We start from the raw sequence: 14076 nt of genomic DNA, 5'->3' as shown, positions 1-14076 counted from the left end.
TGCGCTATTAAACCACTTTTGTCTGAATGAGCAAATGAGTCAAGCACAATCTACCCATTCCAATTTACCTGAAACTGAGTTCAATTTACTTGAAGATGCTGAGGATGCAGATAACCATACTTCAGACTCAACTGCAACACGTTTATCGTTGCAATTTCAATTGGATGACAGCCACTTAGGACTACGCATCGACCAAGTTGCAGCCATCATTTGGAGTGAATTTTCACGTGAAAAGCTAAAACAGTGGCTCAAAGACGGTCATTTGTTGGTAAATGGTAACACGGTCAAACCTAAATATAAGTGTGAAGGTGATGAGCTTCTTACCCTAGAAGTCGAGCTTGAAGCGCAAACCCGCAGCCTACCTGAAGATATTCCACTGGATATTATTTATGAAGATGATGACATCATGGTGATTAATAAACCTGTGGGCATGGTGGTGCATCCGGGGGCGGGAAATAGCTCTGGAACTCTGGTAAATGCCTTGCTGCATCATTATCCAAAATCGGCAGAGTTAACTCGTGCAGGTTTGGTGCATCGTATTGATAAAGATACTTCGGGTTTGCTGGTGGTTGCCAAAAATCTGGAAGCACAGTTTGCCTTGACCAAGCAACTGGCGAAAAAGTCAGTTTATCGTTTATACGACTTGGTGGTGTACGGCAACATGATTGCGGGAGGCACTGTCGATGAGCCGATTAAACGCCATCCTGTAGATCGAGTGAAAATGGCTGTTTTGCCGGGCGGCAAAGACGCCGTCACACATTACAATGTTAAAGAACGCTTTCAGCATTTCACTCGTGTTCAGGCGCGTTTGGAAACTGGACGTACTCATCAAATTCGTGTGCATCTAAGTTATATTGGTTATGGTTTGGTTGGCGATCCTGTTTATACGCCACGTGTACGTGTGCCAGCAGGCGCATCGGCATTATTAAACGATACCTTGCGTAACTTTAAACGTCAGGCCTTACATGCCGTCAAACTCGGTTTGGTGCATCCACGTACTCAAGAAGAAATGATGTTTGAAGCGCCGTGGCCTGAAGACTTTAAACAATTGGTAGACGTGTTACGCAGTGAAAATGCTGCCTATTAATTGTTGCATAGACAGCATTAACAAGATCAACTCAGATACGGCAATGCCAGAAAACGACTAAGGATAGATTTATGCAATTTGTTCAAGGATTACCTGCAGGTGTGTATGTTGGGCAAACCCGCATACAACATGTGCAAGCTTTAGCGACAGACTGTGCCGATGTATCTGGTTTTAATCTGGCGCTGCATGTGCAGGATGATGCATGGCGTGTGCAGCAGCATCGTATGAGTTTACTGGCAGAGTTTGCTGAATATGGGGTCGATAAAATGACGTGGATGACGCAAACACATAGCGTGTTGTGTCAGACCATTAATGAGCAAATCACTTGTGAAGCTTTAGAAGGCGATGGTTTGGTCACTCAGCGTAAAGCGCATGCTTTAATGATGATGACCGCAGACTGTTTACCTGTGGTTTTGGGCAATGCCGAAGGCACTGAGGTTGCGAATCTGCATGCAGGCTGGCGTGGTCTTGCCAACGGTATTATCGAAAACACCATCGTCGAAATGCAAAGTGCTCCAACATGGGCGTGGTTGGGTGCGGCTATTAGTCAGCCGTGTTTTGAAGTTGGGGCTGAGGTGAAACAGGCATTTTGCGATAAATATCCTGAATTAGACACGGCTTTTATTGCAGGGCAGCAGCAAGGTAAATATCTTGCTGACTTGTATGCGATCGCGCGTTTTATTTTGCAGCAGCATGGTGTTACAACGGTCTTGGGCGGTGATCAGTGCTCGTATCAACAAGCCGATGATTACTATTCTTACCGCCGTCAAGCACGTACAGGACGTATGGCAACATTCGTGTTTATGCAGGCTTAGTGTTAAACTTGACTTAATTATTTGGTTTTAAACATTCTCATGTCAGTGACTCATTCAACATCTTCTTGCGCTGCTATTCGTGTGGCGGTGGTTTATCACAGTCCTTATGGTCATACTGCTAAGGTGGCACAGCATATTGCACAAGGTGCTGCGCAAATGGATGCTCAGGTGACTTTGATGGATGTGGCTGAAATTGAATGGGATAGCCTAGATCAAGCCGATATTATCATTATGGGCTGTCCAACTTATATGGGCAGCATTACTTCGGCTTTAAAACAGTTTATGGAGCAATCGTCTAAGCGTTGGTTGGCCAGAACTTGGCAGGGCAAACTGGCGGCAGGTTTTACCAATGGCGGTGGTTTAAGTGGCGATAAACTGGCGGTGCTGCAACAAATTAATTTATTTGCGATGCAGCATGGCATGTTGTGGTCAGGTTTACCGTTTATGCCGACAGGGCGTAGTCCACACGATATTAACCGCATGTCGAGCTTTTTGGGTTTAATGACGCAGTCTGATAATGCCAGTGTTGAAGTTACGCCACCCGAAGGTGATTTGGAAACTGCAATCAAATTTGGTAAATATTTGGTGGAATTAAAACTTAAAGACTAAGCATTTTTAGTTTTACAACTTCCATAAAAAATGCTCGATGTTGATCTCGAGCATTTTTTATGGGCGGAATGTGCAAAATTATTTGTGCATCAAACGTGCTTTATCACGCTGCCAATCGCGGTCTTTTTCAGAAGCGCGTTTATCGTGCAATTGTTTACCTTTCACCAAAGCAATTTCAAGCTTCGCTAAAGGGCCTTTCCAATAACATGCTAAAGGTACGCAAGAATAACCTTTTTGATTGACTGCACCCATCAACTTTTCAATTTCACGTCGTGAAAGTAAGAGTTTGCGGGTACGGGTCGCTTCAGGCACTACATGCGTTGAAGCCGACAAGAGTGGTTGAATTTGTGCACCAAATAAAAAGGCTTCATTGTCACGAAACAGGATATAACTTTCGGTAATAGTCATACGTCCTGCGCGCAAAGATTTGACTTCCCAACCTTGCAAAGAAAGTCCTGCTTCAAATTTTTCTTCAATAAAATAATCGTGGCGTGCACGTTTATTCTGTGCAATTGTTCCGCCCGTATTTTTTTTAACTACAGTTAGCTTCGCCATATTCAATTACTTCCAAACTTATGACTATTGTGCCTCAAACCAAGGCTTGCTGACAAATCAAAATCATCACAACTGTTGGCTAAACTGCTTTGATATTTCATAATTTGGTAGACTTTAGTTCACTAAAATTTTTTGTATTTGTTAAACTAACTTTGACAAAACCAACTAGAGCATAATGGATGTCTAAAACTCGCGTAATTTATCCGGGCACCTTTGACCCGATTACTAATGGTCATATTGACTTGGTGACACGTGCTGCAAAAATGTTTGATGAAGTCGTGGTCGCAATTGCCATTGGACATCATAAAAATCCAATTTTTACTTTGGAAGAACGTGTGGAGTTGGCACAGGCATCTTTAAAGCATTTGCCTAATGTTGAATTTGTCGGATTTGATGGTTTATTGGTTAATTTTTTCCGTGAGCAAAATGCGACTGCAGTTTTGCGTGGTTTGCGTGCTGTTTCAGATTTTGAATACGAATTTCAGTTGGCAAATATGAACCGTCAATTAGATGCGAAATATGAAGCGGTATTTCTGACTCCTTCAGAGCAATATTCATTTATTTCTTCTACATTAGTTCGTGAAATTGCACGCTTAAAAGGTGATGTGACTAAATTTGTTGCACCTGTTGTGGTCGAAGCCTTTGAGCGTAAATTACGACAAGGTTGGTAGCGTGTCTTTATATATTACCGATGAATGTATTAACTGTGATGTCTGTGAACCTGTATGCCCAAATGAGGCAATTTATATGGGTGAGCTGATTTATGAGATTAATCCAGCATTATGTACTGAATGTGTAGGACATCACGAGCAGCCGCAGTGTCAGTTATTTTGCCCAGTCGATTGTATTCCGCTCGATCCAGAGCATGTAGAAACACAGGAACAATTGCTGGAAAAATATAAAAAACTGATTGCTCAAAAAAGCGCAAGCAATTAACTTATAATTTTGCTAAGATGCGCCTTCGAAGTGAACCAGACGATCGCTGCTGTGGAGGTCTCCGTGACTGAAACAGGGGAGGAAAGTCCGGGCTTCATAGGGCAGGGTGCCAGGTAACGCCTGGGCGGCGTGAGCCGACGGAAAGTGCAGCAGAGAGTAGACCGCCTTCGTATGGTTTCTTTTTCGGAAGAAATTGAAGGTAAGGGTGAAAGGGTGCGGTAAGAGCGCACCGCATGGCTGGTAACAGTTCATGGCATGGTAAACCCCACCAGAAGCAAGACCAAATAGGAATCCTGAGGTACGGCCCGTACTGGATTCGGGTAGGTCGCTTGAGCGTATGAGTGATTGTACGCCTAGAGGAATGATCGTTCTCGACAGAACCCGGCTTATCGGTTCACTTCACCAAATTTTAAGCAATTGATGCGTGATAAGGCTTGACGTTACCTAGATTACAGCAGATAATGCGCGCACAGTTTTTGGCTATGTAGCTCAGTTGGTTAGAGCACCGCACTCATAATGCGGGGGTCACAGGTTCAAGTCCCGTCATAGCCACCATTTTTCAGACCACGTTCACTAACGTGGTCTTTTTTTGTTTAAAATTTGTCTGCGCAATCTATTTGAGCTGTATCCAGTTGAATCTGCATTTGTAGGTTTTGAATCTGTTGCCAATTGGCTTGTTGATCAGAGTGAGCAAAAATTTTGGCATCGACCTGATTTAATTTTTTTAGCGAAATGTGTTGTGATGCACAATAACGCCCTACAGCACGCTCATAAGCCAGTTGTTGCTGCGCTGCAGCATTGAGTTGATGTGCCGTTAAAATCTTTTGCTGCCCTTTGGCATAAGCAACCAAGACACGTCGGTCTGCGATGCTATAACTCATTTTAGAATTAATAAATTGCGCAACATCACGCCGTACACCGTTGTAATCTACAAAAATAGGTGAAACCAAAGCGCAGGAACTTAAGCCAACAACAAGGCTACTCAGTATTATAGACTTCAAGATCATGGTTAAATTTATTCTCTTTTTTCTGTGTGACTTGATATAGATTTTGCTGCAAATATTTAAGAATCTCCGTAAGAAAATAGTAATTTGATTAAAATTAAACAAATTGCACTGTTTTTGCTTAAACTGTGAGCGTTTGTAAATTAAAATACTTGACGATGCAGGGCTAAGTTTAGATAATGCGCACACAGTTTATGGCTATGTAGCTCAGTTGGTTAGAGCACCGCACTCATAATGCGGGGGTCACAGGTTCAAGTCCCGTCATAGCCACCATTTTTATAGACTAAGCTCTCAGCTTGGTCTTTTTTTATGTCAAAATTTTAGGCTACTTTTTGCAGCATTGGTTTAATGGCAGGTACAAAAAAACCAAGCCGTAGCTTGGTTTTTTATATCTTTGTTTAAGCAATGCTTTAGCGTTAAATCCCTGCTTTCCAACCATTGACGAGCGGATAGCGACGTTCACGACCAAAAGCGCGTGAACTAATACGTGGTCCTAATGCACCTTGGCGACGCTTGTACTCGTTGCGATCAACCAATTGAATGACTTTCTCGACCATCGCGCGTTCAAAGCCTTTGCTAATGATGTCTTCTTGGCTCTGATCTTCTTCAATATACGCATACAAAATCGCATCGAGCACTTCGTATGGTGGTAAAGAATCTTGGTCTTTTTGGTCAGGACGTAATTCTGCTGAAGGTGGGCGCGTGATCACACGCTCAGGAATCACAGGAGTATCGGCAATACTGTTACGGTATTTAGCCAGTTCAAACACAATGGTTTTGTACACATCTTTGAGTACCGCATAACCACCGACCATATCGCCATAAAGCGTGCAATAGCCAACTGCTAACTCAGATTTGTTACCTGTAGAAAGCACGAGGTTACCAAACTTATTCGACAGACCCATTAAGATTGTGCCGCGGGCACGGGCTTGTAGATTTTCTTCTGTGGTATCGCTAGGGCTGTTACCAAAGAAAGGATACAGCGTTTGCATAAAGCTATTTACGATCGGATGAATTTCGGCAATACCAAAAGTCACGCCTAAAGTTTTGGCTTGCTCTGCAGCATCTTCCACACTAATTTGCGCGGTATAAGTGTACGGCATCATTACCGCTTGTACCTTATCTGCACCAATTGCATCAACCGCAATAGCAAGAGTGAGCGCTGAATCAATTCCGCCCGACAAGCCAAGAATTACACCAGGGAAGCCAGAGCGTTGCACGTAGTCACGGGTTGCGAGCACTAAACCTTGATAGATTTCTGCAAGGGTGTCTAAAGCTGGGCTAATTTCGGCAGTTTTAAAGTGCTTCTGTGCAGCGTCATATTCTGCGTAGAATAAACCTTCTTGGTAGGTTGGGGCTTGTAATGCAACATTGCCTGCTTGGTTAATCACAAAGCTCGTACCATCGAAGATTAAATCATCTTGACCGCCAACTTGGTTTACATACACCACATTGAGATGTAATTGTTTTGCCAGTTCGGTCATGGTCTGTACACGATGCTGCGGTTTACCCACTTCATAAGGCGATGCGTTCAAGACCAATGCAGTTTCTACATTCAACTGTGCCAATTGCTGCACGGTTGGCAAAGACCATAAATCTTCGCAAATCAAAACGCCAAATTTATGACCAAGGTATTCAAAAACTAAGTGTTGATGACCTTCATCAAAATAGCGTTTTTCATCAAATACAGCATAATTTGGTAAATTTTGCTTGTTGTAAATACCTAAGATGTTGCCATCTTTCATGACGGCAGCCGAGTTAAAGCGCTGACTATCTTCAGTTTCATTGACAAAGCCGAAAACTAAAACAATATCTTTAATTTCACGTAATTGTTCAAATGCTTGTTGTGTGCGTTGATTCAAGCTTGGGCGCAGTAATAAATCTTCTGCAGGGTAGCCCAAAATTGAAAGTTCAGGAAAAATAATCAAATCTGCATGTTGTTTTTTCGCTTCATTTACTTGTTCAAGCATTTTTTGCGCGTTTGCTTCGAGATTGCCAATGTGTGGAGAGAACTGTGCAAGGGCAATTTTAAAAGATTTCATTTAAATTAAGTCCTATTCCTATAGGTGTAGAATACACGTAAGTGGCTGATGATTATTGTTATAAAAATTTCAGCGTAGTGTATTGTGGATTAAACGACTGCCGAAAGGCACAAATAAAAACCATTTATTATCTAACAGATAAAGATCTTATTTTGCAGTGCAAAAATGGAGACTTTTGCTATTTTATCTTAATTTAGAATAGATGCTAGCATCGAATACACTTTATTGTCTTGTCTGCAAGAATATCATTGAAATGTGACAGAATTTTTATGCTATTTATTTGAAAAGCATTATATTTTTAGGTTGTATGATGCATGTGTTTTTCGTGAAATAAGCATGTACCAAGATGAGTGAGCTAAGTCGAGCGGTGCGGGCTGTTTAAAATAATATTGTCTATTTTTTTAAGAAAAATATCTTTGGCAATTTCACCTTGTTGCTCAATGTTGTAAGCAAAAAAAGGTTTCGCTTCAATTAAGCGATAATGATATGGATTGTAACGCTTAAAACTCAAAAAATACGCGGTTTGCAATACCGCACCACGCAGTAAGACATTGATGTGATGTTGATGCTGTAAAATGTGCGCCATCTCATGAATAAAGATCGCTTGATAGCCACGGTGTGCTTGGCTGTAGTCGGCTAGATAATGCCGATTACGCACATGAATATAGCCACAGGGGGCCATAAAAATGTGCTGTGGCTGCCAAGGCAAATAAGGATGGTTCATGACTTTGACTTGGCTGTAGTCAATCAGATTGCCAAACACAGATTGGCACAACTGTATTTCCATTGCAGTTAGGCTTCGACATCTAAACTGATCTAGTTTGAGCAGTCGCATCAATAAGCTGAGAATGAATAAATGCAGTTGTAGCATAGAAATGAGTTGTAAGTAGCTGACATCAAAAATATAGCCTAAATCTGCAATGATCTAAATTTTATTTTGTGGCTTGGTGGTTGTTTGGAATAAGTAAAGCAGTAACGAGTTTTATCGGCTAAATAAAAGCAATAAAAAACCACCCGAAGGTGGTTTTTTTGTCGTGTCGTTTTACACGCTACAACGCAGACCGAATTAACGGTTGATGTCGCGTTGAGTGTGGCCAGTGTAAAGCTGACGAGGACGACCGATTTTGTAAGGACCGCTGTGCATTTCTAACCAGTGGCTGATCCAACCAACTGTACGTGCAAGTGCGAAAATTACAGTAAACATTTCTGTTGGGATACCAATCGCTTTAAGGATGATACCTGAGTAGAAGTCTACGTTAGGGTATAAGTTACGCTTGATGAAGTATTCATCAGATAACGCAATACGCTCAAGTTCCATTGCAAGTGCAAGTTGTGGATCGTTGATACCTAAGTCGTTAAGTACTTCGTCACAAGTTTGCTTCATTACAGTCGCACGTGGGTCATGGTTTTTATAAACGCGGTGACCAAAGCCCATAAGTTTAACTTCTTTAGTCTTCACTTTTTCCATGAACTCAGCAACGTGTTCTACAGAGCCGATTTCATCAAGCATCTTAAGAACAGCTTCGTTCGCACCACCGTGAGCAGGACCCCAAAGTGCAGAAATACCTGCAGAGATACATGCGTATGGGTTAGCGCCGGTAGAACCTGCTAAACGTACAGTTGAAGTAGACGCGTTTTGTTCGTGGTCAGCGTGAAGCGTGAAGATACGATCCATTGCGCGAGCGTGAACAGGGTTTACTTTGTAATCACGGTCTGCTGGTGTAGCAAACATCATGTACAAGAAGTTTTCTGCGTAGCTTAAGTCGTTACGTGGGTAAACAAATGGTTGACCAACAGTGTACTTGTAGCTCCAAGCCGCTAAAGTAGGAATCTTCGCGATTAAACGAATCGCTGTGATTTCACGGTGGTTAACATCTTCGATGTCTAAGTTGTTGTGATAGAACGCAGATAACGCACCAACAACACCTACCATGATTGCCATAGGGTGAGCGTCACGACGGAAACCGTTATAGAAACGTTTTACTTGGTCGTGAACCATAGTGTGGTTGCGAACTTTAGCGTCAAAATCAGCTTTTTGTTCTGCAGTTGGAAGCTCACCATTTAATAATAAGTAGCAAGTTTCTAAGTAGTCAGCTTTAGTCGCTAATTGGTCAATTGGGTAACCACGGTGTAAAAGAATACCTTTGTTACCATCAATGAACGTAATTTTAGACTCGCAAGACGCTGTTGCCATAAAACCAGGATCAAAAGTAAAGTGACCTGCCGCCAACACATCCTTAACGTCAATTACATCTGGGCCTAATGTGCCGCTGTAAATTGGTAATTCAATTTCTTTTCCATCAAGCTGTAATACGGCTTTTTTGCCAGTTGCTTCAGACATTCAATAGATCTCCTGTCCTGGTGAATGTTGATCTGACTCGAAGTATCAATCTTTTAATGCGCAAGTCAGACGGATTAAAAATTAGCTCTAAGATTAGAGAGTACTGAAATTTTGTCAATTATACTTATGGATTAAGCAGACGACTATTTATAGAAAAAGTCGAAAAAATTCCAGTAAAAAAATCAATAAAATCACAGCACAGCCGCCGTATCATAAGTCAAAATTTGTCGGATGTGCAGAAAAAAATCATCAATACGGATTAATTGTAAGCAATTTTAAATACTGGTTTTGATGTGCTATTTCTTTAGCAGGATTCAGTCCAATACTTAAATTTATCTAATTCTCATAACTTACACGTTTTTACATACACGGTAGGGTGGTCAGATTGGTTGTAATAGGCAGTAAGTCTGGTATTTAAATTCGATATTGATTGATCAAAAAATGACTGATTAAACTCCTGAAAATAGCCATAACCCATCATATTTTGATTAAAAAATGACGAAATCTTTGTGAATAAAGTGTGGTTTTGTGCCCATACAGATACAGAAAATACTGGATAAGTCATTCATTCGCATGATGATTGTCATTTTTAATATTTATTCAGGTGTGGTGTTTAAAGTAAATATAAGTTGTATAAATAGATTGAGGTATGTGCCGACATTAAAGTTTAATCCATGATCAGGTGTACCTTGACCAAAGCAAAGTGATGGGCTGTCTGGGTCTAAGAGTCTTGTGTTGTGGTTGTAAATTGCTGCAACGAAGTAGAGTGCATACATATATAGCGCTACATACTTATATATAAGTATGTGAAAATCCAAAGAACATCAGAAAATCAAAGTACAAATTTATCTTTAGTCTAAATATTCTAAAGCTGTTTATTGCGCTTCTAGGAATTTTTATTTTAATAATTGATTTAAAAACAAGGTTTTATGTTTTCTTGTGTGGCTATTGATGGCGAGTGGTTTACTTTTATACTTGTTAATGATTCTTATTTAAAGGATTTTTAGCCAAAAAGCCGAGTAGAGTTGTTTGTATTTTAACAGTTGACGTTTTATAATTCAGTGTCGTTTTAAGGTTAGGCATGAATTTGCCTAACAATGCCAGCTTTCCTTCGAATTTATTCCAACAAACTCCGGATGGAGTTTTTACTTACAGGATGCCCGCTGTGAAAAGCAACAGACCTGTCAATTTGTCCATGGGTCAAGTTTTAGAAGTAAACTTAAAATCGCCCGTGGCTATTGCATCAATTCTACACCGTCTTTCTGGTGTCATCGTATTTTTACTCGTACCGGTACTTTTATGGTTGTTAGACAAGTCTTTGTCTTCACCTGAAGGTTTTGCTCAAGTTCAAGAAATTTTTAACGGTTTCTTCGTGCGCTTTATCGTATGGGTATTTGTAGCCGGCTTAATCTATCACTTCATTGCTGGTGTTAAGCACTTACTTGCTGACCTTGGTTTTGCAGAAGAACTGCAAAGTGGTCGCATTGCAGCTACTATTTCATTGATCTTGTCTGCTATCGGTATCGTTGCAGCATTTGTATGGATTGTAATCTAATGAAAAGTGCTACAGGTTTAACGGGTTCAGGTTCTCGCGATTGGTTTATCCAACGTATTAGTGCTGTTGTTCTTGCTGTTTATACCGTTGTGGTATTTGGTTGGATTCTTCTTAACGGTGGATTCAACTTTGAACAGTGGTACGGCTTTATGATGACATTACCAATGAAGATTATGTCTTTATTGGCAGTCTTATCTCTTGTTGCACATGCTTGGATCGGTATGTGGCAAGTATTCACTGACTATGTGACTACTCGTCAAATGGGTCCTTCAGCTTCAGGTTTACGCCTAGTGCTGACTTCAGCAGTGATTATTGCTGTTTTTGCATACGCAATCTGGGCAATCCAGATTTTCTGGGCGAATTGATAGGAAAATATCATGGGCGCGATTAACCCTAAAGAAGATTATACAAATATTCCACACCAATTCTTTGACGCAGTCATCGTTGGTGGTGGTGGTTCAGGTATGCGTGCATCTTACCAACTTGCTCAAGCAGGTTTGAAAGTTGCGGTATTGACCAAAGTATTCCCTACACGTTCACACACTGTTGCAGCGCAGGGTGGTATTGGTGCATCTCTTGGTAACATGCAAGAAGATAACTGGCACTACCACTTTTACGACACAGTAAAAGGTTCTGACTGGTTGGGCGACCAAGACGCGATTGAATTTATGACGCGCGAAGCGCCACAAGTGGTTTATGAATTAGAACACTTGGGTATGCCATTTGACCGTAACGCAGACGGTACAATTTACCAACGTCCATTCGGTGGTCACTCTGCAAACTACGGTGAAAAAGCGGTTCCACGTGCATGTGCTGCAGCTGACCGTACAGGTCACGCACTTCTTCACACGCTTTATCAAAGCAACGTGAAAATGGGTACTCAATTCTTCGTAGAATGGATTGCTCTTGATTTGATCCGTAACGAAGCTGGCGATGTACTAGGTGTGACTGCAATTGACCAAGAAACAGGTAAAATCGCAGTATTCCAAGCGAAAGCGACATTGTTTGCTACAGGTGGTGCAGGTCGTGTGTACCGTGCATCTACAAACGCATATATCAACACTGGTGACGGTCTTGGTATGGCTGCGCGTGCAGGTATTCCATTACAAGATATGGAATTCTGGCAGTTCCACCCAACAGGTGTTGCGGGCGCGGGCGTATTGTTAACGGAAGGCTGTCGTGGTGAGGGTGGTATCCTTCGTAACGATTCAGGCGAACCGTTCATGGAGCGTTATGCACCAACTTTGAAAGACTTGGCGCCACGTGACTTCGTATCACGTTCTATGGACCAAGAAATTAAAGAAGGTCGTGGTTGTGGTCCAAACAAAGACTACATCTTGCTTGATATGACGCACTTAGGTGCAGACACAATCATGAAGCGTCTTCCATCTGTATTTGAGATTGGTAAGAAATTCGCGAACGTTGACTGTACTAAAGAGCCAATTCCTGTTGTGCCTACAATCCATTACCAAATGGGTGGTATTCCAACCAATATTCATGGTCAAGTGGTTGTTCCAGAAAGCCGTGAAACTCAAGAGTTGGTTGCGAACTACAACGCAGAAACTGATACATATACAACCAACGCGGGTGACCGTGACTTTGCTAAACCAGTAAAAGGTTTCTATGCAATTGGTGAGTGTTCATGTGTATCTGTACACGGTGCAAACCGTTTAGGTACAAACTCATTGCTTGACTTGGTTGTATTTGGTAAGGCTGCTGGTCAACACATCATTGAGTATGTGACTAAGCAACATGATGGTGAGTACGAACCACTTCCAACAACTGTACTTGAAAATACTGTGAACCGTATTCGTAAACTTGACGAATCGACTTCAGGTGAAAACGCTCAAGAAGTTGCTGATGCAATTCGTAACATCGTTCAAGACCACGCAGGTGTATTCCGTACTTCAGCATTGCTTGATGAAGGTGTGAAACAAATTCTTGCGCTTGAGCCACGTGTTCGCAACATTCATTTGAAAGACAAATCTAAAGTATTCAACACTGCACGTGTAGAAGCATTAGAAGTTGAAAACTTGTATGAAGTTGCTAAAGCGACACTAATCTCAGCTGCTGCACGTAAAGAATGTCGTGGTGCGCATACGGTTGTAGACTTTGAGTTACCACCAGATCACCCAACTTATTCTTATGGTCGTCGTGATGATGAGTGGATGAAGCATACTTTATGGTTCTCTACAGATAACCGTCTTGAGTACAAACCAGTACGTTACAAGCCGCTTACTGTAGCTGCTATTCCACCTAAACCACGTACATTCTAATTGGGAGAAGTAAGATGAGTAGAGGTACTCGTACATTTAATATCTACCGCTACGATCCTGATAAGGATAAAGCACCGTACATGCAAACTTTTAAGCTTGAATTGACTGATAAGCACCGTATGTTGCTTGATGCACTTCTTGAATTGAAAGTACAAGACGAATCTTTGACATTCCGTCGTTCATGTCGTGAAGGTATTTGTGGTTCTGATGGTGTAAACATCAATGGTAAAAATGGTTTAGCGTGTCTTTGGAACCTAAACGATTTACCAGAAGTGATCACAATTCGTCCGCTTCCAGGTCTTCCTGTAATTAAAGACTTGGTTGTAGACATGAATCAGTTCTACGATCAGTATAACAAGATTCATCCGTTCTTGATCAACAACCAACCTGCGCCACCAAAAGAGCGTTTACAATCTCAAGAAGAGCGTGAGCATCTTGATGGTTTGTATGAATGTATTCTTTGTGCATGTTGTTCAACTTCATGCCCATCATTCTGGTGGAACCCAGACAAGTTCTTGGGTCCTTCAGCGTTGTTGAATGCATATCGTTTCATTATCGATTCGCGTGATACTGCAACTCAAGAGCGTTTGGCTCGTCTTGACGATCCATTCTCTTTGTTCCGTTGTAAAGGTATTATGAACTGTGTATCTGTATGTCCTAAAGGCTTGAACCCAACTAAAGCAATCGGTCACATCCGTAACATGCTTTTAGATATGGCTGGCTAATAGACTGCGTGATCAGTTGAGAAAAGCACACCTAGGTGTGCTTTTTTTTGTGCCAAAATTACGATAAAAGTCGTGTGATAAGTTGCTTGTTTTTGATGAGTACGTAAATGAAAAATGTTGTATGCAAAGAA

14 protein-coding genes, 2 tRNA genes and 1 other RNA gene are annotated in these 14076 nt (G+C 41.5%); 12 read left to right on the top strand and 5 right to left on the bottom strand.

Annotation, left to right across the window (positions count from 1 at the left end; translation table 11 throughout):
* Nucleotides 1-34: 34 nt before the first annotated feature.
* From rluD to FTU09_RS03950, 3 genes are all read left to right on the top strand, one after another.
* Nucleotides 35-1087, top strand: coding sequence for a 23S rRNA pseudouridine(1911/1915/1917) synthase RluD (gene rluD, locus FTU09_RS03960; protein WP_004972212.1), 1053 nt, complete (start codon nt 35-37; stop codon nt 1085-1087).
* A 71-nt stretch (nt 1088-1158) separates the two neighbouring features.
* Nucleotides 1159-1902, top strand: a complete 744-nt coding sequence (gene pgeF, locus FTU09_RS03955) for a peptidoglycan editing factor PgeF (protein ID WP_167845845.1) — start codon at nt 1159-1161, stop codon at nt 1900-1902.
* Nucleotides 1903-1941: 39 nt separating this feature from the next.
* Nucleotides 1942-2511, top strand: a complete 570-nt coding sequence (locus tag FTU09_RS03950) for a flavodoxin family protein (protein ID WP_180005780.1) — start codon at nt 1942-1944, stop codon at nt 2509-2511.
* Nucleotides 2512-2589: 78 nt separating this feature from the next.
* On the opposite strand, the gene smpB is transcribed toward FTU09_RS03950, so the two are convergent.
* A complete protein-coding gene (gene smpB, locus FTU09_RS03945; RefSeq protein ID WP_004972209.1) occupies nt 2590-3066 on the bottom strand; it encodes an SsrA-binding protein SmpB in 477 nt (158 codons plus the stop codon).
* 179 nt (nt 3067-3245) lie between these two features.
* On the opposite strand from smpB, the gene coaD reads away from it, so the two are divergent.
* The 4 genes from coaD to FTU09_RS03925 all read left to right on the top strand — a co-directional run bounded on the left by coaD (nt 3246) and on the right by FTU09_RS03925 (nt 4557).
* On the top strand, nt 3246-3737 hold the full coding sequence (gene coaD / locus FTU09_RS03940) for a pantetheine-phosphate adenylyltransferase (protein ID WP_004972207.1): 492 nt from the start codon (nt 3246-3248) through the stop codon (nt 3735-3737).
* Nucleotide 3738: 1 nt separating this feature from the next.
* Complete coding sequence (locus tag FTU09_RS03935) at nt 3739-4002, top strand: YfhL family 4Fe-4S dicluster ferredoxin (RefSeq protein WP_004972206.1); 264 nt, start codon at nt 3739-3741, stop codon at nt 4000-4002.
* Nucleotides 4003-4029: 27 nt separating this feature from the next.
* Nucleotides 4030-4407, top strand: an RNA gene (rnpB, locus tag FTU09_RS03930) — RNase P RNA component class A.
* Nucleotides 4408-4480: 73 nt separating this feature from the next.
* Nucleotides 4481-4557 (top strand) — tRNA-Met (locus FTU09_RS03925).
* A gap of 38 nt (nt 4558-4595) precedes the next feature.
* Here the strand turns inward: FTU09_RS03925 and FTU09_RS03920 are convergent.
* Nucleotides 4596-5009: a hypothetical protein gene (locus tag FTU09_RS03920; protein ID WP_179996887.1), complete on the bottom strand. Its 414-nt coding sequence runs from the start codon at nt 5007-5009 to the stop codon at nt 4596-4598.
* A 193-nt stretch (nt 5010-5202) separates the two neighbouring features.
* Between FTU09_RS03920 and FTU09_RS03915 the strand changes: the two genes are divergently transcribed.
* Nucleotides 5203-5279: transfer RNA gene (locus tag FTU09_RS03915), tRNA-Met, on the top strand.
* A 143-nt stretch (nt 5280-5422) separates the two neighbouring features.
* On the opposite strand, the gene FTU09_RS03910 is transcribed toward FTU09_RS03915, so the two are convergent.
* The 3 genes from FTU09_RS03910 to gltA form a co-directional block, all read right to left on the bottom strand.
* The gene (locus FTU09_RS03910; protein ID WP_180079581.1) at nt 5423-7048 is read right to left on the bottom strand and encodes an NAD+ synthase; all 1626 of its coding nucleotides are present in this window, start codon (nt 7046-7048) and stop codon (nt 5423-5425) included.
* A 355-nt stretch (nt 7049-7403) separates the two neighbouring features.
* Nucleotides 7404-7919 (bottom strand): hypothetical protein, encoded by a 516-nt coding sequence (locus FTU09_RS03905; RefSeq protein WP_004972203.1) that lies wholly within the window; start codon nt 7917-7919, stop codon nt 7404-7406.
* Nucleotides 7920-8114: 195 nt separating this feature from the next.
* A complete protein-coding gene (gltA, locus tag FTU09_RS03900; protein ID WP_004972202.1) occupies nt 8115-9389 on the bottom strand; it encodes a citrate synthase in 1275 nt (424 codons plus the stop codon).
* Nucleotides 9390-10545: 1156 nt separating this feature from the next.
* Between gltA and sdhC the strand changes: the two genes are divergently transcribed.
* The 4 genes from sdhC to FTU09_RS03880 are packed head-to-tail and all read left to right on the top strand — an operon-like array spanning nt 10546 to nt 13945.
* Nucleotides 10546-10944 carry a succinate dehydrogenase, cytochrome b556 subunit gene (gene sdhC, locus FTU09_RS03895; RefSeq protein WP_026438062.1) on the top strand — a complete coding sequence of 133 codons (399 nt, stop codon included), beginning with the start codon at nt 10546-10548 and terminating at the stop codon, nt 10942-10944.
* The gene (gene sdhD, locus FTU09_RS03890) at nt 10944-11309 is read left to right on the top strand and encodes a succinate dehydrogenase, hydrophobic membrane anchor protein (protein ID WP_004972200.1); all 366 of its coding nucleotides are present in this window, start codon (nt 10944-10946) and stop codon (nt 11307-11309) included. The genes sdhC and sdhD overlap by 1 nt, the downstream gene beginning before the upstream one ends.
* A 12-nt stretch (nt 11310-11321) precedes the next feature.
* Complete coding sequence (locus tag FTU09_RS03885; protein WP_004972199.1) at nt 11322-13220, top strand: FAD-binding protein; 1899 nt, start codon at nt 11322-11324, stop codon at nt 13218-13220.
* A gap of 14 nt (nt 13221-13234) precedes the next feature.
* On the top strand, nt 13235-13945 hold the full coding sequence (locus tag FTU09_RS03880) for a succinate dehydrogenase iron-sulfur subunit (RefSeq protein WP_004972196.1): 711 nt from the start codon (nt 13235-13237) through the stop codon (nt 13943-13945).
* Nucleotides 13946-14076 lie beyond the last annotated feature (131 nt).

Origin of the sequence: Acinetobacter sp. YH12058 (genome assembly GCF_013419805.1) — a bacterium.
Taxonomy (GTDB): Bacteria; Pseudomonadota; Gammaproteobacteria; order Pseudomonadales; family Moraxellaceae; genus Acinetobacter; species Acinetobacter towneri.
The sequence above is the reverse complement of the archived record's forward strand: the minus strand, read 5'-3'. Positions and strand labels throughout refer to the sequence as shown.

What these genes read in the sequence shown, in the direction of transcription:
- gltA (WP_004972202.1), bottom strand. Translation starts at nt 9,389, where the DNA reads ATGTCTGAAGCAACTGGCAAAAAAGCCGTATTACAGCTTGATGGAAAA.
- sdhD (WP_004972200.1), top strand. Translation starts at nt 10,944, where the DNA reads ATGAAAAGTGCTACAGGTTTAACGGGTTCAGGTTCTCGCGATTGGTTT.
- pgeF (WP_167845845.1), top strand. Translation starts at nt 1,159, where the DNA reads ATGCAATTTGTTCAAGGATTACCTGCAGGTGTGTATGTTGGGCAAACC.
- FTU09_RS03910 (WP_180079581.1), bottom strand. Translation starts at nt 7,048, where the DNA reads ATGAAATCTTTTAAAATTGCCCTTGCACAGTTCTCTCCACACATTGGC.
- FTU09_RS03905 (WP_004972203.1), bottom strand. Translation starts at nt 7,919, where the DNA reads ATGCTACAACTGCATTTATTCATTCTCAGCTTATTGATGCGACTGCTC.
- coaD (WP_004972207.1), top strand. Translation starts at nt 3,246, where the DNA reads ATGTCTAAAACTCGCGTAATTTATCCGGGCACCTTTGACCCGATTACT.
- rluD (WP_004972212.1), top strand. Translation starts at nt 35, where the DNA reads ATGAGTCAAGCACAATCTACCCATTCCAATTTACCTGAAACTGAGTTC.
- FTU09_RS03950 (WP_180005780.1), top strand. Translation starts at nt 1,942, where the DNA reads ATGTCAGTGACTCATTCAACATCTTCTTGCGCTGCTATTCGTGTGGCG.
- FTU09_RS03920 (WP_179996887.1), bottom strand. Translation starts at nt 5,009, where the DNA reads ATGATCTTGAAGTCTATAATACTGAGTAGCCTTGTTGTTGGCTTAAGT.
- FTU09_RS03885 (WP_004972199.1), top strand. Translation starts at nt 11,322, where the DNA reads ATGGGCGCGATTAACCCTAAAGAAGATTATACAAATATTCCACACCAA.
- smpB (WP_004972209.1), bottom strand. Translation starts at nt 3,066, where the DNA reads ATGGCGAAGCTAACTGTAGTTAAAAAAAATACGGGCGGAACAATTGCA.
- FTU09_RS03880 (WP_004972196.1), top strand. Translation starts at nt 13,235, where the DNA reads ATGAGTAGAGGTACTCGTACATTTAATATCTACCGCTACGATCCTGAT.
- sdhC (WP_026438062.1), top strand. Translation starts at nt 10,546, where the DNA reads ATGCCCGCTGTGAAAAGCAACAGACCTGTCAATTTGTCCATGGGTCAA.